General features: G+C 71.1%; 16 protein-coding genes and 3 pseudogenes. 7 read left to right on the plus strand and 12 right to left on the minus strand.

The features are described from left to right. Positions 1–98 precede the first annotated feature (98 nt). Positions 99–974, plus strand: a complete 876-nt coding sequence (locus tag C6N75_RS04450; protein ID WP_258177224.1) for an MFS transporter — start codon at positions 99–101, stop codon at positions 972–974. 738 nt (positions 975–1,712) lie between these two features. On the opposite strand, the gene C6N75_RS04455 is transcribed toward C6N75_RS04450, so the two are convergent. The 3 genes from C6N75_RS04455 to C6N75_RS04465 form a co-directional block, all read right to left on the minus strand. After that, positions 1,713–2,357, minus strand: a complete 645-nt coding sequence (locus tag C6N75_RS04455) for a hypothetical protein (protein ID WP_105867521.1) — start codon at positions 2,355–2,357, stop codon at positions 1,713–1,715. 80 nt (positions 2,358–2,437) lie between these two features. Next, on the minus strand, positions 2,438–2,740 hold the full coding sequence (locus C6N75_RS04460; RefSeq protein ID WP_105867522.1) for a BON domain-containing protein: 303 nt from the start codon (positions 2,738–2,740) through the stop codon (positions 2,438–2,440). A gap of 287 nt (positions 2,741–3,027) precedes the next feature. Continuing rightward, complete coding sequence (locus C6N75_RS04465) at positions 3,028–3,264, minus strand: hypothetical protein (RefSeq protein WP_105867523.1); 237 nt, start codon at positions 3,262–3,264, stop codon at positions 3,028–3,030. A 214-nt stretch (positions 3,265–3,478) separates the two neighbouring features. On the opposite strand from C6N75_RS04465, the gene C6N75_RS04470 reads away from it, so the two are divergent. Further along, complete coding sequence (locus C6N75_RS04470; RefSeq protein ID WP_105867524.1) at positions 3,479–4,675, plus strand: PP2C family protein-serine/threonine phosphatase; 1,197 nt, start codon at positions 3,479–3,481, stop codon at positions 4,673–4,675. A 91-nt stretch (positions 4,676–4,766) separates the two neighbouring features. Here the strand turns inward: C6N75_RS04470 and C6N75_RS31325 are convergent, their stop codons facing one another. From C6N75_RS31325 to C6N75_RS04495, 5 genes and pseudogenes are all read right to left on the minus strand, one after another. Continuing rightward, positions 4,767–5,099, minus strand: a complete 333-nt coding sequence (locus C6N75_RS31325; protein ID WP_258177220.1) for a hypothetical protein — start codon at positions 5,097–5,099, stop codon at positions 4,767–4,769. Continuing rightward, positions 5,099–5,992 carry a pentapeptide repeat-containing protein gene (locus C6N75_RS31330; RefSeq protein WP_258177221.1) on the minus strand — a complete coding sequence of 298 codons (894 nt, stop codon included), beginning with the start codon at positions 5,990–5,992 and terminating at the stop codon, positions 5,099–5,101. Before C6N75_RS31330 ends, C6N75_RS31325 begins: the two co-directional genes overlap by 1 nt. After that, positions 5,989–6,333: a pentapeptide repeat-containing protein gene (locus C6N75_RS31335; RefSeq protein WP_258177222.1), complete on the minus strand. Its 345-nt coding sequence runs from the start codon at positions 6,331–6,333 to the stop codon at positions 5,989–5,991. The genes C6N75_RS31330 and C6N75_RS31335 overlap by 4 nt, the downstream gene beginning before the upstream one ends. Before the next feature lie 2,080 nt (positions 6,334–8,413). Continuing rightward, positions 8,414–8,929, minus strand: a complete 516-nt coding sequence (locus C6N75_RS04485) for a hypothetical protein (RefSeq protein WP_181160338.1) — start codon at positions 8,927–8,929, stop codon at positions 8,414–8,416. 253 nt (positions 8,930–9,182) lie between these two features. Beyond that, a pseudogene (locus C6N75_RS04495) lies at positions 9,183–9,474 on the minus strand (MerR family DNA-binding protein); the annotation flags it as partial. A gap of 177 nt (positions 9,475–9,651) precedes the next feature. On the opposite strand from C6N75_RS04495, the pseudogene C6N75_RS04500 reads away from it, so the two are divergent. Then, a pseudogene (locus tag C6N75_RS04500) lies at positions 9,652–10,159 on the plus strand (IS5 family transposase); the annotation flags it as partial. Between the two features lie 15 nt (positions 10,160–10,174). Here the strand turns inward: C6N75_RS04500 and C6N75_RS04505 are convergent. Then, positions 10,175–10,537: an antibiotic biosynthesis monooxygenase family protein gene (locus C6N75_RS04505; RefSeq protein ID WP_105867526.1), complete on the minus strand. Its 363-nt coding sequence runs from the start codon at positions 10,535–10,537 to the stop codon at positions 10,175–10,177. 130 nt (positions 10,538–10,667) lie between these two features. Between C6N75_RS04505 and C6N75_RS04510 the strand changes: the two are divergent. After that, positions 10,668–11,061: pseudogene (locus C6N75_RS04510) on the plus strand (transposase); the annotation flags it as partial. A 527-nt stretch (positions 11,062–11,588) separates the two neighbouring features. Further along, complete coding sequence (locus tag C6N75_RS04515) at positions 11,589–12,269, plus strand: alpha/beta fold hydrolase (protein ID WP_258177223.1); 681 nt, start codon at positions 11,589–11,591, stop codon at positions 12,267–12,269. A 241-nt stretch (positions 12,270–12,510) separates the two neighbouring features. On the opposite strand, the gene C6N75_RS04520 is transcribed toward C6N75_RS04515, so the two are convergent. The 3 genes from C6N75_RS04520 to C6N75_RS04530 form a co-directional block, all read right to left on the minus strand. Continuing rightward, positions 12,511–12,819, minus strand: a complete 309-nt coding sequence (locus tag C6N75_RS04520) for a helix-turn-helix domain-containing protein (RefSeq protein ID WP_105867528.1) — start codon at positions 12,817–12,819, stop codon at positions 12,511–12,513. Between the two features lie 98 nt (positions 12,820–12,917). Then, entirely contained in the window at positions 12,918–13,196 is a 279-nt protein-coding gene (locus C6N75_RS04525; RefSeq protein ID WP_105867529.1) for a hypothetical protein, read from the minus strand. Positions 13,197–14,205: 1,009 nt separating this feature from the next. Beyond that, a complete protein-coding gene (locus C6N75_RS04530) occupies positions 14,206–14,556 on the minus strand; it encodes a hypothetical protein (RefSeq protein WP_105867530.1) in 351 nt (116 codons plus the stop codon). Between the two features lie 414 nt (positions 14,557–14,970). On the opposite strand from C6N75_RS04530, the gene C6N75_RS30450 reads away from it, so the two are divergent. Together C6N75_RS30450 and C6N75_RS04535 are read left to right on the plus strand one after the other, a co-directional pair. Next, positions 14,971–15,279 (plus strand): hypothetical protein, encoded by a 309-nt coding sequence (locus C6N75_RS30450; RefSeq protein WP_181160339.1) that lies wholly within the window; start codon positions 14,971–14,973, stop codon positions 15,277–15,279. A 510-nt stretch (positions 15,280–15,789) separates the two neighbouring features. Further along, on the plus strand, positions 15,790–16,656 hold the full coding sequence (locus C6N75_RS04535; RefSeq protein WP_181160340.1) for an alpha/beta fold hydrolase: 867 nt from the start codon (positions 15,790–15,792) through the stop codon (positions 16,654–16,656). Positions 16,657–18,823: the final 2,167 nt, after the last annotated feature.

Consider the following 18,823-nt stretch of genomic DNA (forward strand, 5'->3'; position numbering starts at 1 on the left):
ATGATGCCGTACGCCCGGATGTCGGCCCGCTCCCCCAGCGCGGCAAGGTCCGCAGCCTCGGAGAGGCGGCCGGCACGTGCGGCATCGATGGCGGCCTGGTGTTTGGCTGTCCATGGTGGCCACGGGCGCGGTCGCCGGTTCGGAGTGATGCGGGCGGGCGGCGTCGGGGTCGTCGGGCTCCTGGTCGTACGCCAGCAGGGCGTCCAGGCCGGTACGGCCCGACCGGCTTGAGGCCGGGCCCTCTTCGTCGTCCTGGCCCTGGGGGCGGTGCCGGTCGTCGCCCTGGCCGCCGCCCTCCTGGCCGCCGTCGTCCTCCTGGGCGTGGTCGTCCTGGGCACCGCAACACCCGCGAGCCGCTCCTGCCCCTGCGGCTGTTCCACAACCGGAACTCCTCCGCAGCCGCCACGGCGGGCGGGGCCATGGGAGCCGCCATGGGCGGCCTGTTCCTCCCCCTGATGATCTACCTGCAGAGCGACCTGGGTTACAGTCCGCTTGCCGCCGGAGCGGCCACGGTCCCCATGTTCGCCCTGTCCTCCGTGTGCGCCCGCTTCGCGGGCAAGTGGTCCGACACCACCAGCCCCCGAGCCCTTGCAGCCCTGGGCTTCGCCCTGCTGATCGTGGCTACCGGCTCCCTCGCCCTGCTGCTGCACCCGGGCGTCGACATCTGGGCACTGATGCCCTCGCTCCTCGTGGCGGGCATCGGAGTGGGCCTGGTCTCGGCCCCGCTCGCCGGAATCGCCACGCGAACCCTTGAGCCCTCCCTGATCGGCGCGGCGTCCGGAGTCTTCAACACCACACGCCAACTCGGCGGAGCAGTCGGCAGCGCCGCCACCGGCGTCCTCCTCCAGGCCCACCTCGGCAGCACCCCCACCACCGCCACCCAAGCGGCCCTGGCCTTCCCCGTGGCCATGCTCCTGATCGGCCTCGCATGCTGCGCCGTCGTCCGGCCAGCTCCCATCACGCCGACTGCCTGAGAAGACTCAGAAGCTTCAGTAGCGCCCCCACCTCAGGCGGGGGCGCTACTTTGCGATATGCCTTGATCGTTTCCGTAGTCCGGAAAAGCTCGGTCGCGGTGGCGGAGGCAGTCGCGCACCTGGTCTACGACGCCTGGGGCGGCGCCTACGGCGTGGACGTCGAGCGCAAACAGGCGGATCCCAGTTCTGCCGACCAGCGGCCTGCGCAGCTAGGTAGCCGCGCCCACCCTCCACGGCGGGGTGAGCGCGGTCGTTACCCGCATGTCCAGTGCCAGTTTGTCAGCGGCACGCGGCGCAGATCCGGTGCAGCATACGAGCGGCGAGACGCGGCGCGCGGACAGGGCGAGCAGTCAGGCGGATACGCCTGCGTCCGGGCAGGTGAAGCGGGGCAATGGATGACGGCAGCCCTCCAGCACGGCCTTGAGCACCGCTCCGCCGGCGTCGATGGCCTCGCCTCGGGCCTTCATCGTCCGCCACGCCCGCGTCCGACACGCCGCCGAGCAGTACCGGCGGCTCCTCCTCGACCCATCCGGGAGAAACCCCCCTCACTCACGCCACCAACACAACCGCACAACTGTCAACGGAGTAAGCCACCCACCAGGCCAAACAACCAGTGACACTCACGCGGCCACCCACTGACACACCAACGCCGCCCGTCAGTTCTCCGGTCTCGGCGTTGGTGCCAGTAGGTCCCGAAGATTCGGGCTCGTCCCCGCGCCGCTGGCTACAGCCCTGGTCTTAGCCGCTGACCACGAAGGTGTCTTTGTGCGCGACGTAGGTCGCGAAACCCTGCGCGTCGCGAGTGACCGCCTTCCCGGTGTTGGGGTCGTACATCAGGTACTTGCCCTGAGAAGTCACGACAGCAGCCTCGGCGTGCTGAGAATTGCCGAACCAGATCTGGGTGCCTGCGGCGAATGCGCCCGCGGCGACACTGTGGTTGATTTCCGCCCGCGAGACCTCATGACCTCCCAGACTCTGGCGAGCGTACGCCACCTGTGCCGCCAAGCCGCCTTCCCCGGCCCACTTTCGTACGTGGTCAGCCGCGTCGATTCGAGTGCTCTCGTCGAAGTTCGCGAAGCGAAGGCCGTTGGCGTCGTGTCCGTGCCGCAGCCAGTGCACCGACATGTAGGCGCAGTGCTGGTCGATCAGGAAGTACCCGGACGGCGGATTATTCGAACCGACCCAGTAATTGTCCGCGAAGTCCGTGTACAGACCAGGGTTGGGTCCCATGCTCTTTGCGAAGGTGTAGGTTGGCTCGCTCTTCTGTACGACAGTATCCGACTGTCCATCACCGTTGTACGGAAGTGCCTGTGCAGTCCCGGTGAGACCGGCACCGGTCACCGCGGCTACAATCAGGGCAGATGCCACTATGGAGCGCTTCATTGATCAGCTTTCCTTGTTCGCTTGCCACACCCTTTACGGATGCTTGGGCGCAACTTTACGACTTCCGTCTCCACGGCACGTCAATTGGAGACTAACGCTCCATTAATTCCATTGTGTTGTGGTCGTGTGCTTGCGCATGGCTCCGCGGAGGGCAGATGCTGGAGTTGGGCAACGACTGCCGCCCGCATCACTCGTCGGAGCGACGGGGGCTCCTTCTGCGGCGCGGTCACCGCGACGTCGCTGGAGAGGGAGACGACGCCCTGCGAGGTCTCCACCGTGATGTCCGCCCCGGGAATCCCCTTATCGGTCATCAGGTCGGCCTTCACCTTGGTGGTGATCCAGGCGTCCGAGCCTTCTTGCTTCACGTCCATTGTGCGGTCCATGGTTTTCTCTCCTCTCACACACGCACCTTGCGTGACAGTCAATGACGCTACGTCACGGAGAGTGAGGGTGGTCTGACTATTCGCGCCTCCGGGTGAACCGGTCGGAAGACGCCGCGGCCGCGTGCGCAGCCCCGCTACCAAGATCCTGCTGGATCTTCGAAGGGACCCACGCCCGTGCAGCTCCAGCCACCGCTCGATCACCATCAGGCGCGCCAGGTCCGGCGGTAGCTCCAGGTGGCTGGCCAGGACGTCGTCCCGGTGCCGCCCTGGGTCGGCGGGGCCCGGGATCACTGCCCGGCTCCGGCTAGCGCTTGGGCGATCTCCTTCAGTTCCATTCGGGCCGCGGGTGTCCCGGCCGGGCCGGCCCAGTAGGGGTGCGCGGCGATGCGGCCGGACAGCTCCAGCAGCTCCCGGCGGGTGGCGGTCGGGCTGGCCGCAGGCTCGACGAGGGCGAGGCGGCGGTAGGCGGCGTACCAGGCGGTTTGCGCGTGGAGGAGGTCGGGAGGGAAGTCGTGCACGTCCATACCCCGATTAGAAACCTTGTTCGATTTTTGAGGCAATAGCGACAGGTGCGACGACCTGGCGGGGCGCTGGTGTCCCGTGCCACCGAAGGGTGATCGTTGTCGGCGAAGCTTGATCAGTCGCGCGTCCGTGCCGTCGAAGGTTGAGCGAGGCGACGAGGTCCGTGAGGCGGACGGTGCGGGAGGGAAGGCGTGTGGGGACTCTAAGGAGGTCCTGATGAGGGCTGATCGGCTCGGGCTGGCGGAGGTGCTGGCGGCGGAGGACGCTTCCCCGGTGGCGTCGCTCGATGTGGTGGCGCGGAATCTGCGGGAACGTTTCGGCGCTCGGTACGCGTCGTTCCTGTTCACCGATGTGGTCGGCCGGAAGGTGGTGCGGGTCTCCGAGGAGGCGGACCCCCAGCAGGGCCGTGGGGCCGAGCAGATCCCGCTGGCCGGCAGCATCTACGACCAGGTGCTGCGCACTCAGAAGCTTGTCCAGGAGGACGGAGGCGGCTCCGGGCAGCGGGTGCTGGCCCCGGTCACCAACCGGGGCGACACCATCGGGGTGCTGGAGCTGTTCCTGCCCGAGGTCACCGACGAGGTGCTGGAGCAGGTGGAGGAGGCCGCGCACGCGCTGGCGTACATCGTCGTCACCGACCGGCGCTTCACCGACCTGTACCACTGGGGCCAGCGCACCACCCCCGTCACCCTGGCCGCCGAGATCCAGCGCCAGCTCCTGCCCACCGCCCCCTCCTGCGAAGCCGCGCAGTTCACCCTCGCCTGCGCGCTCGTCCCCGCCGACACCGTGGCCGGCGACACCTACGACTACACCCTCGACCACGACACCCTGCACCTGTCGATCACCGACGCCATGGGCCACGACACCGACTCCGCCCTTCTGGCCACCCTCGCCGTCAACGCCTCCCGCGGCGCCCGCCGCGCCGGCGCGGACCTGGCCGAACAGGCCCACCAGACCGCCCAGGCCCTACTGGACCGCCCGGGCGTGGTCTTCGCCACCGGCCAGCTCGTCCGCATCGCCCTGGACGGCTCCGGCGCCCAGCTCGTCAACGCCGGCCACCCCTGGCCCCTGCGCCTGCGCGACGGACAGGTCCACCGGGTGGACCTGGAGGTGAACACCCCCTTCGGCGTCCAGTCCCCCCGGCCCTACCGCGCCCAAGACCTCGACTGCCGGCCCGGCGACCGGTTCCTCTTCTACACCGACGGCATGCAGGAACGCCAAGCCGCCGAGGTCGACCTGCCCGGCCTGCTCAGCGCCACCACCGGCGAACACCCCCGTGAAGTGGTCCGCATCCTCGCCGCCGCCGTCAGCGACGCCTGCGACGGACACCTTGCCGACGACGCCACCCTCATCTGCCTGGACTGGCACGGCTCCCACCCCGAAGGCCGCCACACCTCCGCCGGCGCCGACACCTGAACCATCACCCGCTCAACCCCCGCGGCACATGCCAACATCCCGATCAAACTTCGTCGGCGCACGCTCAAGGTTCGTTGTCACAGGGCAGTGGTCAGCGTTTGACGCGGCTGCGCACGGCCAGGACCGCCAGGCCCAGGAGGATGGGTTCGACAAGGCGAGAGGCCATCTCCCTGTAGGTGCCGGCGGTGGTGAGGTCCTGGCCGGAGGAGCGGAAGACCACCGAGTTGATCACGACCCGCAGCGCCTTCTCGAACCGTTCGGTCGTGACCCGGTCGGGCAGCAGGCCGGCCTGGTTGACCGGGTCGGGCGTGTCGGTGGTGAGGGCGACCTGCTGCCCGGCGGCGGCCTGACGCCCGCTGACGGTCGGCTTCGGGTCGTCGGCGGGCAAGCCCCACAGCACCATCACCGCGATCGTGGCGGCCATCACCGCCCCAGCCATCTCAGCGCCCGGGAGGCGCGCAGCCCGTACCCGGACAGGGCCCAGTAGGCGCTCAGCAGCATTCGCTCGCCTCGGGGGCGGGTGGTGTCGTGGCGGCGCATGTCGCACTCGCCGTAGTAGAAGTCGGCGGCGTCCGGTTCGTTCTTGCCGTCCTCCAGCGACTTGCGTATCTGCCGGTACAGCGCGGCCACCGCGGCCGGCGGCAGTTCGGGTGCGTCCTGGAGCGGGGTGGTCCAGCCGCGCGCCAGCGCGGGGCGGCGGGCAGTACGCACCCGCCAGTGGTGCTCCTCGACCAAAGTGTTGCGCCGGCTCCACCGCCAGGGGAAGCGCGAGCCTCGGCCGGCGGGGGCGGTGGCGAAGGTGCACCAGCCGTCCACGCGGAGCTGGTCGAGGTGAACGGCACCGGCGAACCGGCACACGCTCAGGTCGAAGGTGTACAGCGCGAGGTGCGCGGCATCAATCCCGCCCAGCGACCTCAGACACACACCGGGTTCCTGGCCGGACAACGCCCCCTCCGACAGCGAACCGAGGGCATATGAGCGAGAGAAGGGATCGGGGCGGGCGGCGATCACCACGGGGTACTCCCACACCGCGTCTCCCAGATCCACCTCGGCGTAACGCAGGTGCAGCACGGCGGTCGAGACCCACCGACTCCGCCAGCAGCTCACGTTGCGTACAGCGATCTCCACTGTCACCGGTTGATCGAACACCACAGCGTCGAGCACGACATCCCAGTTGCACACCAGCGGCCCCAGACGCGATGCCGTCTCGAAGCGCGCCCTGTCGAACCTGAGGTGGCCGGTGAAGACCGCATCACCGAAATGGGTGTCGCCCGAGAAGGTCACTTCGTCGCACCAGGCGACGCGCGTGACGCTCACCTGGTCGAACCAGGCGGTGCGAGCGAAGGTCCTCGGGAGAAGCTGGTGATGTCGAGGAAACGCGCTTGGCTGAACCAGGCTCCGCTGGTGAAGGCCGCCTCGCCGAAGTGGGCGTCGCCGGCGAAGATCACACGGGGGAACCAGGCGATACCTGCGAAGGTCGTCTTGGTGAACCTGGCGTCACCGGTGAAGTCCGCCTCGTTGAACCAGGCATCGCCGTCGAAGGTCGCGTCACCGAACTGTGCGTCGCCGATGCGGGGCCTACCGGTGGCGAGGTCGCTCAGGGCTGCGAGCAACCGGGTCAGCAGGTTCTCGGTGAAAGAGGTGCCGCGGTGGTCCATGCTGGCGCCTGGGGCCGACCCGTTCAGGTGGTGTGACCGGCCACGAGGATGCCGCGACAGCCGACGGGGTCGGTGGGGGCCGCGCCGTGTGCGCAGTGCGGCCAGGGCGGGGCCGCGGACAAGGGGTGCGGGGGCGTGCTCATAGTGTGGCGGCTCCATGGGGGGCCTCGTGTTCCGGCCGGTCATCGGGCGGAGACGGATGGAGCGCTTCCGGGTCGGAGCCTGCCGTAGTGGAAAGGGGTGGGTTGTGTGCCCGCTCCGACGCGGTGTGGGGCTGTGCACAGCCTCGAGTCACGAACTCCCGGGTCCACTCCGGCAGTCAACTCGGCGAGGCGGCCGCCGAGGAAGACGGCTGCCACCGGCGCAGGAGACCGCGGCGGACCCCGCGAGGAAGGAGGAAGGCGCGCCCCTCGTCAACGCCGGGAGGGGCGCGCCGTGGTGTGCGGGGTCAGTCCCAGTAGAGGTCGCGGCGCATCGGCCCTCCTCGGTAGGTTACGGCCACGGTAGGCGGCGGGCCCGGCCGCCGCCTACCCCGTCTTGGGAATGCGCGCCCGCGGGGTCTTCCGCCTGCTGCGCAGCGCCGCTACACGGGCAACCGGAACCCCGACCGCCGCGGCGACGTCGCGCTCGGGAGAGCCACGTACGGCTGCACTGTTGTCGAAGTCTGCTTCACCAGCCAGGACACCGTGGCACCACGGCACGCCATCGATCACGAACGTCTGCTTTTGACGAACGGGGCCACGGGTGCCGCCACCCGCATCCGCGTGCTGGCCGGCGGACAGTGCGACTGTGGAAGGCGGCTGCTCCTCGCCCCGGAGGCGAACGTACCCGCCCGCTACTGCTCCGCCCCTGGACGACCCGCGCGATGACCGCGTCGGGGACCGGGTCCGGCACGACGACCTGCCGCTCGCCGATCATGCAGAGCGCGTGCGTGCCGTCCCTGAGCACGTCCGTGACGCTCAGGCCCGGCTCCTGCACCGCGGCGCGCAGGCGCTGGAGCGAGACGTACCGTTTGGCTCCCGCCTTGAGTCCTGCGTTGACCTCCTGGGCGGCCACCCACTCCTCCAGGCTGACGACCGGCTCGTAGGTGATGCGGGGCGACCAGATCCACTCCGAGATCGGATTGAGCTGGCAGACCCCGGGGCGACCGGTGCGCTTGGCCTTGCGGTTGTAGACCTGGTAGCCGGTGGGACGAGGTCTGGGACGGCAACAACCGAGTCACCCGGCTCGGGGAGCTCCGCCCTACAGGGCCGCGGTGCAGCGGCGGTCGCCGGTCAGGCCCGGCGGCCAGGAGGGTTCACCGGCCGAAGGTGCTGCTGCACAGGCTGCTGATGCCCGGGGCCACGACACCCGTCGAAGCGCGACAGACGTCCCGCAAGCCGCCCGGCGCGGCAGGCCGGGGCCGGGGCCGCACGTAGCGGGGGGCCGCCGGGCGGACCGGGCGCCGGCCGTCGGCACCCAGCGGCGGGCCGGCTTCTGCGCGCGCTGGGTCGAGCGGCGCGGCGCGGCCTGCGGCTGCCGGGCGGGGCGGGCCGGCGGACGCCCACGGGCCTCGGCCGCCGACCGGCGGACCGTGCGGGGGACTGCGGCGCCGGACGGCGCAGCCGCGGGCGACGCGGGGGGCGGCCGGTGAGGGCTGGATGGTCGCCAGCTCCTCGCGGGCGAGCGCGGGCAGCGGCTCGGGGGCCGGTAGGGCGCTGGCGGTTCGGCCGCCGGCGCGGAGGGGGCGGGGCCGTCACGGTGGTGCACGCGGTGAGCACCGCGGCCGCCATCGCGAGCGGGACCAGGAGCAGACGGTGGCGCATGTCCCCCACTGTGCTCGCCTTTCGGGGCGGGGCCGAGCACGGCACGCGGTCAGTCGGCGGGCAGGCGCTCGCCACTGTCGGCATCGCGGGCGGTGCCGTCCGGGGGATAGATCCGCCCGACAGCACCTGATCTTTCGTGTGGTGCAGCCACGCGCCCAGTGCCGCTTGCAGCTCGACGACCGCAGCCCGGTCGAGGACCTCACCCATCGACCCGACGTGCAGCCGCACACCCTGGTCGGTCACCACCCAGCTGACGGGACGCCGGCGCGCCGGAGTCAAGGAGGAGCCGTCCTCAAGGGCGCGCAGCATCGCGGCAACCCGGGGCGGGAGCGCACTCTGGCGGGGCACAGAGGTGGGGTGCTCGCGCCGGGAGGCAGGCCGAGCGCGGCTCGGAAGGCGGTGATGGCCGCTTCGAGCGACTGCGGGGTGGTGGGGCCCGCGCCGATGAACGCCGCAAACAGTTCGCGGCTCACCGCCAGGGTCAAAGGCCGACTCTCGTCGTACTCCAGCCGTACCACCGACGGCGGGATGAGGATGCGGGTGTAGCCCATGTTCGTGTACGCAGTGTGGTGCTGGCGCAGATTGGCGATGGGCCGGGCGAGTGGGTGCTCGCCTCGAGAACTGGCGATGGAGTTCAGGTGCACCGCGGGGGACGGCTCGGGGTTGGACATGCGGGGAGACCTCCCGTAGCGGCCCTGGGCCCGGTGCAGGTAGCCGCCCTCCGTCACCAGAACGGTGACCTGCCGGGTCACGGCGTCGTTGCCCAGCCGGAAGGCGACGGTCAGCGTCACGACTGCGGGAGCGCAGAGGGGGAGACCGCGGTCTGGTCGACCAGCGCGGCGATGAGCTTACGGGCCCTGGCCTTGGTCAGCCGCCTTGCAGCCGTCGCGCAGCGCTGCCGGGGAGCGCGCGGGGTGATACCGCTGCCCGAAACCACCGTGGCGAACTCGACGTCGAACCGCTCCTTGCCGACCTTCTCCGCCCGCGGTCAGGTACTTCACCTGCGCCTCGGTGGCCGGTTCCACCTTCGCCTTCTCGGCACGCTCACGCAGTGGGCCATGGACCCGCTCGTTCTCCGATCTGGGCTTCCAGCCGGTCGCGGGCCTCGGTCTGGGCAGCGATCCGTTCGTTGAGGACCGCCAGCCGTTCCAACGCGACCCGCAGGCCCTTCTCCGAGGGCGGTGCGGCGGCCACATCGCCGTCCAGGCACGGCAGGAACACCCGCACGTCGTCCAGGGTGAGCCCGGCGGCCAGCAGGTAGCGGATGTTGCGGACCCGCACCACCGCCCGCTCGTCGTTAGACGCGGTAGCCGTTGGTGGCCCGCTGCGAGGAGATCCTGGTGCGGTTCACCGCTGCGGCGCCGCGCGTCGACATGCTGGTCGCGATGTCGGTGGCGCTCGTGTGCGGTCTGGGGTGGGTGTGGGCCACGTGCCGGGCGCCCATGCCGGAGCCGGGCTCGCCTGCCCCCGGGTTCGATCCTCGCGGGCGGCGGCGGCCGCGGCTTCGGCGGCGCCCCGGCAGCACCGCCCCGATGAGGGACTCGGACGCTCCCGGGGCGGCCTTGCCTGCACAATCCATCGTGTCGGGGAAGGCGGGTGCCGCCCCCTGGCTGTGCTGATCACACCGGGCCAGGGGAGCGACGCCCCGCAGTTCATCCCCGTCATGGACCGCATCCGGGTCGGCCGACTCGAAGGCGGTCGGCCCCGCACTCGGGCCTGATCATGTCGGCGGGGACAAGGCGTACTCCTCCCGCCGAAACCGCCGCTACCTGCGGCGACGCAAGATCAAGCACACCATCCCCGAGCCGAGGAACCAGCGCGCCAACCGCCAGAGCCAGGGCAGCAGGGGCGGTCGGCCCACCGGTGTCGACAAGACGATCTACAAAAGGAGGAACGAAGTCGAGCGTACGATCAACGGCCTCAAGAACTCCCGGGCCGTGGCCACGAGATACGACAAGCGCGCCTACGTATTCCACGGCACCATCACCGTCGCCTCGATCCGACTCTGGCTCCGCCCATGACCTGCCGGACAGGCCCTAAGGGGCGATGAGTTCGACGACGACGTCGTACACCCCGGGGTTCGGTGTGATCGGCTGCTTCGTCTGCTCTCGTGCGGCCTGCGTGCGCGACGCGAAGTCAGGGTCGGCGGTGGCGGCCTCCCATGCCTCCTGGCTCTCCCAGTGGGACACGTTGACGAGCTGGAAGCGGGAGCTGGAGGAACGGGCCCTGTGCATACGGGAGTCGATGAAGCCCGGCTTGTCCCGCATAAGCAGGGCCCGCTGCTCGCACTTCACGACGAACTCGTCGAGCTCGGCGGCGTCGATCTCGAAGACGTTGATAAATGTGACGGACGAGTCTGATGAGTGGGGTGCCTCGTTACGCTGGGTTTCTATGGTCATGTCGGCAGCCTAAATGACGCATCCCAACTGGGCGTCGGCCGTCCCTGATCCGCCGGGCAGGCCCTAGAAGCCCGTGGGAGGTTGCGCGCCTCGGCCGTGTCTCTGTGATGTGTCGATCGGTTGATCGGACATGTCTGTCCGCCTGGTGATCAGTGCTGCGATGTGGGGCCGGATCGAGCCGTTGATGCCGCCTGATCCCGCGCGGGGACGGCGGTGGGCTGACCATCGCCGGACTCTGGAAGCCATCGCGTGGAAGTACTGCACAGGCTCGCCGGGGCGGGACCTACCGGAGGAACTCGGGCCCTTCCAGACCGCGCACAAGCGGTTTCTGCGGATGGCGCGGCCGACGGAACGTGGAGTCGGACTCTCGCCGCGGTCCCGGCAGGGGCGGACATCGGGGGCGACATCGGCTGGACGGTCTCGGTGGACTCCACCGTGTGTCGGGCCCACCAGCACGCTGCCGGCGCCCACAATGGGCACCGGCCGGTCGGGGCGAGCCCGACGACCACGCCTCGGGACGGTCGCCGCCGGTCGCGGCGATGAACTCGGCGCCGCCGCAGGCTAAACCGTCCGCGACCGAGCGTGTCATCCGCCGCGCCGCAGCCGGTTGCGGACCTGGTCCACGGGCTGCGGGTCTATACAGGTAGCCGGGCCGGCGAGATCGACTCCCGAGGTTACTGGCGCGTGTCTCCCTCGATTGTTCGGCTGTTGATCACCGGCAACATCCGGAACGACACGGGCGACTGGCCACCTCCGGCCCAGCTGCCCACCACCGGCGAGGCGGTCGGGGCTGGCGAAGGCAGTGAGGTCGGACCGCTCGCCCGTATCCGGCGGCCCGATCCCGCGGCGCGCGGGGGCGAGGAGAGCGGCCGTGCACGACGGTCGGTGGCCTGCGCTGCCTTCACGGCGGCGTCACCCTGCGTGCTCCGCGCGGGTTCGCGGCGTGGCGGGAGGGAAGGGGGGCTGAATGGGACAACGGATGGAAGGGTGGACCCGAGCCGGGCTGTTCACCCGCGGCTTCGGGCCCGCGCCGCGGGCGGGTGGGCCGAACGTGGTGCTGGTGCACGGTCTGGGCCTGTCGGGGCGGTACTTCGTACCGCTGGCCAGGCGGCTCGCGGCGCGCGGGGCGAGTGTGCTGGTACCGGATCTGCCGGGCAATGTGCGCTCCCGATCGGCTGCCCGGCGGGCGCCCGAGGTGGTGGAGCTCGCCGGTGCGCTGCGCCGCTGGCACCGGGAACTGGCCCTCGGGCCGAGCCTGCTGGTGGGCAATTCGGTCGGGTGCCAGGTGGTCGCAGCCCTCGCGGCCCGGGAGCCCGCCTTGGTGGAGCGCCTCGTGCTGCTGGGTCCGGCGCTGGAACCCGGGGCGGCCGGCCTGCGGCAGTGCGGGCGGCTGGTGGCGGACGCTCCCCGTGAGCCGCCCGGCCTGCTCGCCGTGGCGGCCTCGGACTACCTGGTGACCGGGCCCTTCCGCTTCGCCGCTTCCTTCCGCCACGCGCTGCGGGACGCGGCCGAGTCGTTCGAGGTGCATCTGGCCCGTGTCGTCGCGCCGACGCTCGTCGTGCGGGGCAGCGGTGACACGATCGCCTCCCGAGACTGGACCCGGCGGGTGGCCGGCATCGTCGGCGACGGGCGGACGGCCGAGGTCAACGGTGCCGCGCACGCGGCGCACTACAGCAGGCCGGGGGCCATGGCCGCTCTGATTGAGCAGTTCACCGCAGGAGAGTGCGCATGATGGCCGACAGACCGCCAGGACCGTATCGGCGCGGGCCGACGCCTGGGGCCGAAGCCTCCGCCGCCCCTCCTCCAACCCGTGCCTGGGCCTGAGCGATCGGCTTCAGCTCCATCCGCGCCGCGAGCGTTCCGGTCGGGCCGGCTCAGCAAGGGCACCCGACGTGCCGGCCGGGCAGCTTCAGCAGTCGAGGTCCCGTATCGACCATCTCGGCCTCGTGGTCGGGTTGCACCTGGCGGCGCGGTCAGCGGTCAGTACTGTGCAGCGTCTGCGAGGGCGGGACGCCGTACACCTCGCGGTAGGCGGCAGCGGACCGGCCCTGGTGTACGGAACCCCAGCTCGCCGCGATCGCGCCGATGTTCGCGGTACGGGGGTCAGCCGCCCGCAGCTGGGTGCGGACGCGCTCCAGGCGCAGCCGGCGCAGGTAGCCCAGCGGCGTGATGGAAACCTGATGGCGCAAGGCGTACTGGATGGCCCGCTCGGTGACGAACGCGGCGGCGGCGATCTCGGCCAGGCCGACGGCACGGTGGGCGTTGTTCTCGACGCAGGCCATGTCCCGGCGCAGAGTCTCGGTGCGGGCGGACCGGCTGTCGGGCCGGTGCCCGACCGCGACCGCGGTGGTGCGGGGCAGTGAGGCGTGGGTGACGGCGGCTATTGGCCGCCGCAGGCACCGGTGGCGGCGACCTCGGTCAGCAGCACCGGGTCGAACATGGCCACCGTGCAGCAGGCGGCACAGCCCTGACCGGAGTACGCCTCGCCAGGCTGGGCGGCCAGAGACGACTGGCTTGGTCCGTAGACCTTGCGGCGGCCGCCGGAGACGACGGCCACGGTGCCCGCGTGCGCGGTCAACAGGACGACCTTGTCGGCGGCGCCGGCCTCATGAGCCACCGTGTGGTCGGCCTCCAGCCGGTCGACGCTGAAGCCGGACACGGCCGTGCGGCCCCGACCTGCCGGAGCATCCCTCGGCGGCTATGCCGCGGAGGGCCGAAGGGTGGGACCTGACGGACATCTCTTTCATGGACCTCGCCGGCCTGCACCTGCCTGGACCGGTTCGGTTCACCGGCACCCGCCCGGTCAACCGCGTCGCGGACCAGCGCCTGGGTGCCGCGATCGTCTACTTGCGCGACAAGTGCTGGGAGAGCCCGAGGCCGGCGGCCTGGTCACCGCTACCGCCGTGCGGCGCGCGTCCGCGAGCTTGGTCAGACTCCATGTTGAAAGGAGCAGGTCGTGTTCGGTCGGCTTGGACTTCGGTGCAAGGAGCACGGCCAAGCCATCGTCCTTCCCGGCGCCGCGGTGCACGGGATGGACGTCGGGCGGTGGCAGAGCGGCAGCGACAGCCCGCGGTCTGGACCGGCCGACCGCCCAGCAGCGGGAGCAGCGGGAAGACCTGGGCGTCACACCACTCCCGCCCGAGGCGGCCGAGCAGCCGGGCCCCCGGCACCGCCCCGGTCCCTGCCAGGTCCGCGGTGGCGACCGGGGCGTTCGATCGGGGCACCGCCGCCCCGGCCCAGTACCGGGCCGGACCGGGACGGTCATCATCCCCCGGCAGCACGTGGAGCGTTCGGAGGACGGGACGGAGTTCCGGTCCGGGGTGTGGCTGTCCAACACCAAGACCCGCCGAGACAAGCAGCGGGGGCGTCTCGCCGCACTCGCCTCACACGGACTCGCCTGGGCCGCCGGCTTACGACCGACGGAAACATCCGGCATCCACTCCCACACTACGCAGGCAGAAGCAAGGGGCGGCCGCTCACCACCGTCAGCGGCCGCCTCTGTGCTGACCGTCTCGTCCGACGTCTTGGCAGTCGACTCTCTCGTGCCGCAGCCGGCAACGTCTGCCCCGTGGTGACGTGACGTGCCGTTCCCACGCAGACTCGGGCGACGAGGCGTTGCAGCGCCACGCGAGTCGGATAGCGCTGAAGCGCGACGCCAGCAGGCTTCCCTACCGACGGGCGGTTTCATGCACGCTGAGCAGCAACCCGTCCTCCATTACGGCAGTCACCACCCGCACATCCACGACTGCGCCGTCCACGATGTGGCGCTCCAGGAACCGGTACACCTCAGGGGTGATGCCGGTGACGCCCTCAACCTCGATCGACAGACCAGGCTGGCTGCCGCCCGCACCGCGTAGGGATTCTGTCAGCGTCTCAAGGTCGAGGATCGCTCCACCTGTCGTCACGAGCATGAAGGACTCGTGATGTGCGCCGAGGAATGCGTCGAGGCTCTCGGCCTCTGCGTCTCTCAGCCACGCAGTCAGCTGGTCATGGTGTCGAGTCAGAAAATTCTCGCTCATCCCCCAACTGTGGCAGTTGCCGCCTACCACCCGACGGGCAGGGAGCGGTATCACACCAGGCCGAACGTTGCCTGGTGCGGCACCGAAGGCCTGCGGAGGAGGATGCGCGCCTCGGCCGGCGCTCCTCCACCGCGCTGCTCGCCCGGCGCGCCGGGCTGGTCCACCGAGAGGTCCCGCCTTGATGAAGAGATACCCCAGTCGCTTGACACGCTTGCCAGCACGTCGAACGCCTGGCGGACGGGGCCGAGGAGCCGGTGCGCTCGCGGCCGTGAGCGGCCGCCCCTCCCTGCTGCACGGCTTGCCCGCTGTGGGCGGGAGTTGCATCGCTTGGTCGCCGGCCCTGCACGGTGCTGCCCCCGGTGATCGACGTCCGGAGGGGACACCTTCTTCCGTCAGATCCTTGGAGGACCCCACATGATGATCGACCTTCTGACCGTGTTGCCGATCGCCGTCCTGACCGCCCTGGTCTGCATCATCGCCCTGTTCCGAGCCGAGCGCGGCCGACACCGTAGCCGTGCTGAAGGCGCCGCCCGAGGTGGTGGCCACCCTGCTGCACTTGCGACGCCGCCGGTGAAGGCCCACCGCGCCCGCCGCACCTGGGTATGCGTGGGCGGCCTGCTGGCGGTGCAGGGCCGCCCAGGACGTGTCGGCGGACGCGGACCCATGCCGGGGTTCGAAGAGTGGCGATGCCGTGCGAGCAGTGCGCGTACGGTGCCGGAGTGATCGGTCCACTCCGAGCACGCCGACTACACCGCCACCCTCCTCGCCGCGTGCCCGCCGAACGCTCGCCGCGACGCGTACGCGATCACCGCTGAACCGGGGAGCGTCCGTGCCTCCGACCCCCACTCCCCCGGCACGGTCGAACACCTCTGGCTCGGGACCGGCAGCGCCCTCGCGGGTGACCCCGACACCCCCGTGACCCTCTCCCCCGGCGACTACATGTTCTACCCGGGTGATCGCCCGCACGTCTTCCAGGCACTCGCCGCCGGCACCACCGCCCTCTTCCTCATCGAACACGCCTGACCTTCCCGTGGCGGCAGCGGCCCGAGACCACCGGCCGTCCGGGTGCTCGTCACGGATCTCACCGCGCTGTCCGAGTGCGGTGGCACGCCCAGGTGCGGAATCGTTCAGGATTCGGGAGGGGACGGGCCTGTCGTCGTGCCTTGTCCTCGCGTAGGACGTGTGTTGAACGTCGTGTGTTGAGCTGCTGATGGAGAGAGGTGGTGCGGTGTGGTGAATGGTGAGCGTTGGACCAGGTCGGGAGTGAGGCTGCGCCGCGCGTCGCAGAGTAGGGAGGGCTGGAACTGGTTGTTCGTGCCGGGCGGCCCCGGCCTGGGCTCGCAGTCCGTGGCCGGCCTGGCGCGCGCGGCAGAGGTGCCGGGTACGGCGTGGTTGGTCGACCTGCCGGGAGAGGGGTCCAACCGCGGTGTGCCGCAGGTGCCGGACCGTCCCTACGAACGGTGGCCGCATGTCCTGCTGGAGGCGGTCGAGGCGTTCGACGACGTGGTCATGGTTGGGCACTCCACGGGTGGCATGTTCCTCCTCGCCCTTCCCGAGCTGGAGGCCCGGCTCGCCGGGCTGTGCCTGGTCAGCAGCGCCCCGCACGCCGGATGGCGCCAGACCTTCAGCCAGTGGGCCGAAGCCCATCCCATCCCCGGTCTCGGCCGGGCGGCAAAAGCCTACGCACAGGACCCGAACGACGACACCCTGCGCGCGCTGACCCTGGCAGCCGCGGAGTGGAACTTCACCCCGACCGGGCTCGCCGCGGGCCGCGCACTCCTCGAGAACCTGCCCTACTGCCACGCCGCGGCCGCCTGGGCCGACGCGCACTTCGACGACACCTACCAAGCCCGCTGGAAGCCCGGCAACGGCGGACCGGCCACCCTGATCGTGAGCGGCGCCGAAGACCACGTCGTCGACCAGGGCCTCTGGCAGGACGACGAAGCCTCCACCCACCCCCGCGTGCTCCGGCGCACCATCGAGGGCGCGGGACACTTCCCCTGGATCGAGAACCCTCAGGAGGTCCGTGCCGCCTTCGCCGATCTGACGGCCCTCCTGGCAAGCCGCAGGGCCCGAGGCGGGTACACCTCCGCACCGTAGCGGGCGCCAGGACCGTCGGACCAGCCCGGACCGGGCCAGTCGGGGGCGGCGGGGCAGGCCATCTCAGCGGCCTCCCGCTCCGGAGCATCCCCGCGCTCGCACCGGTGTGCCGGGATGCCTCCAGCACTGCAGCAGTCGGCCGACTCGGCGCGCTGCGGGCCGCCGAGCGGGCCACCAAACGCACCAGCCTCGCCAGGAGAACCTGTCGGGTGGCCGGTCGCCAGCGGCAGGGTGGCTCCGGGGTCGATCCGGAACCGGACGTCGCCGGCGCTGGCTTCCTCCGTCGCCTGGACCTGGAGTGACCTCAGCGGGACGATCGGGTTCACCTGGTGGGACGCTACGGCGGGGTGTACGCGAGATACGCCGCGATCCGTCAAGCCGGGACCGTTGCGCCGGCGCGGTGCCGAAGTCGAACCGCTTCGTTTCCGGCACGAGGGTCATTCCTGCCTCGGCAAACGGTGAGAACCCGACGGCGAGCCGGACGCTCAGCTCGTGGCCGCCCTACGTGTGGTGCGGCCACGACTGATCCCCGCTGACCATCCGCCCGCGGCTCGGCAGAGCGGCCATCGCGCCGGCGGCGGCCCGGCACGGCCATGGCCACGGCCACGGCGGCGAGCGGGAGCGCCCGCGGTGAATCTGGCTCGGGCATGAGACCTGAGGCGGATCCGCCCCCTCCCGCATCCGTACACGCGACTGCCGCTGGGAAATGGCGAGTTGCGGTGAGGCGCTGTCTACCGTTCCGTTTCATGCAGCACCGATGTCGCGCCACCGTCTCCACCCAGCTCGGATCGTTGCTCTTGCTCGCGTCGGGCCGTGCGGGCGTTGCTTCGGCCGCACCCGTGCCCGTCTCCTCCGCCCGTAGCGCGTCGGAAGCGGGGACCGAACTGACGCGACCTGCGGGCCGGTACGCGGTCGGAACGCAGGTCCTGCACCTGTCGGACCTTCGGCGCCGCGACCCGTGGGTGCCCTCCTCCGCCAGGGAGCTGATGGTGTCGATCCACTATCCCGCCCGTGCCGGGGCGGGCGCCGCGGCGCCGTACATGACGCGGGAGGAGGCCCGGCTGCTGCTGGAGGCGCGGGGCCCGGCCGGTGTCGTGCCTGCCGATGCCGTCAGCGGTGTACGGACCCATGCCCGGCCGCTTCCCGCTGGTGCTGCTCTCGCCGGGATTCTCGATGCCCCGCAGCACGCTCACGACGCTGGCGGACGACCTGGCGAGCCGCGGGTGCGTCGTCGCCGCCGTGGACCACGCCTACGAGGCCGTCGGCAGGGCCTTCCCCGGTGGTCGTGTGCTCACCTGCCTGGCGTGCGAGCAGGTCGCCACCGATCAGGAGCGGGCGCAGGTGGCCGTCGGGCGAGCCCGTGACCTCTCGTTCGTCCTCGACCGGTTGACGACGTTACGGACTACGTCCGGCACGCTTCACGGGCGCAGCGCCCTCCCCTTCGGCCGCATGATCGATTTTCGGCGGATCGCGCCGGCTGCCTGGCTCCGCACCCTCGGCCTCAACCCCGACCCCATGAGCGAAGACATCCACCTCCTCGGCTCTGCGGCGACCGGGTATCGGCCGGCCGACCGCGGCACCGGGGCGCAGCCCTTGCACGCCCGGAGGCCGCGGCTACCTGTCCGTGCCGAATCCGCCCTACCTGCCCGCGTCAGGAGACCGCGATGGCCTACCGCTCCTACCCGTCCCGTGAGCAGGCGCGGAACGAGCTGGCGCGCAAGACATCTGCGGCCCGGACAATGGAGCTGTCCGTCGCCCTGACACCATCAGTCTCGGCTTCGAGCGCATGCGGCAGGTCCTCCAGGAGGCGTCCGGCAGGCTGTACGCCCGGCCCGCGCCTTGACCGCCTGGCACACTGACCCCGCCCCCGCCGTTCCCCGAGACGGCGGGGCCGCGGCATGTCCGCCTTCGACCACGGATGGGCCACAACTTCATCGAACCGACCACGCAGACGATCAGTTCGCGCTACGTTCACGCTTCCTCCGCATCACCGCCACCACCTGCACGGAGCCACGCGTGAACCAGCCCCCGAACTACCCCCCGCCCCACGGCCAGCAGCCACCCGCCGGCCGGGCCCCACCCCTGCAGAAGCCCAAGACCGGCACCGGCGCGACGGGCGGCATCGGGTGGGGCGGCGCCCACCGCCGCCTGCTCCTCATCGGGATCG

The organism is Streptomyces solincola (assembly GCF_002982015.1).
Lineage (GTDB): Bacteria > Actinomycetota > Actinomycetes > Streptomycetales > Streptomycetaceae > Streptomyces > Streptomyces solincola.

Coding starts and splice junctions, on each gene's coding strand:
- C6N75_RS31335 (WP_258177222.1), bottom strand. CDS start 6,333: ATGGACCACCGCGGCACCTCTTTCACCGAGAACCTGCTGACCCGGTTG.
- C6N75_RS31325 (WP_258177220.1), bottom strand. CDS start 5,099: ATGGCCGCCACGATCGCGGTGATGGTGCTGTGGGGCTTGCCCGCCGAC.
- C6N75_RS04455 (WP_105867521.1), bottom strand. CDS start 2,357: ATGAAGCGCTCCATAGTGGCATCTGCCCTGATTGTAGCCGCGGTGACC.
- C6N75_RS04505 (WP_105867526.1), bottom strand. CDS start 10,537: ATGACCATAGAAACCCAGCGTAACGAGGCACCCCACTCATCAGACTCG.
- C6N75_RS04520 (WP_105867528.1), bottom strand. CDS start 12,819: ATGGCCTGCGTCGAGAACAACGCCCACCGTGCCGTCGGCCTGGCCGAG.
- C6N75_RS04460 (WP_105867522.1), bottom strand. CDS start 2,740: ATGGACCGCACAATGGACGTGAAGCAAGAAGGCTCGGACGCCTGGATC.
- C6N75_RS30450 (WP_181160339.1), top strand. CDS start 14,971: ATGATGATCGACCTTCTGACCGTGTTGCCGATCGCCGTCCTGACCGCC.
- C6N75_RS04465 (WP_105867523.1), bottom strand. CDS start 3,264: ATGGACGTGCACGACTTCCCTCCCGACCTCCTCCACGCGCAAACCGCC.
- C6N75_RS04530 (WP_105867530.1), bottom strand. CDS start 14,556: ATGAGCGAGAATTTTCTGACTCGACACCATGACCAGCTGACTGCGTGG.
- C6N75_RS04470 (WP_105867524.1), top strand. CDS start 3,479: ATGAGGGCTGATCGGCTCGGGCTGGCGGAGGTGCTGGCGGCGGAGGAC.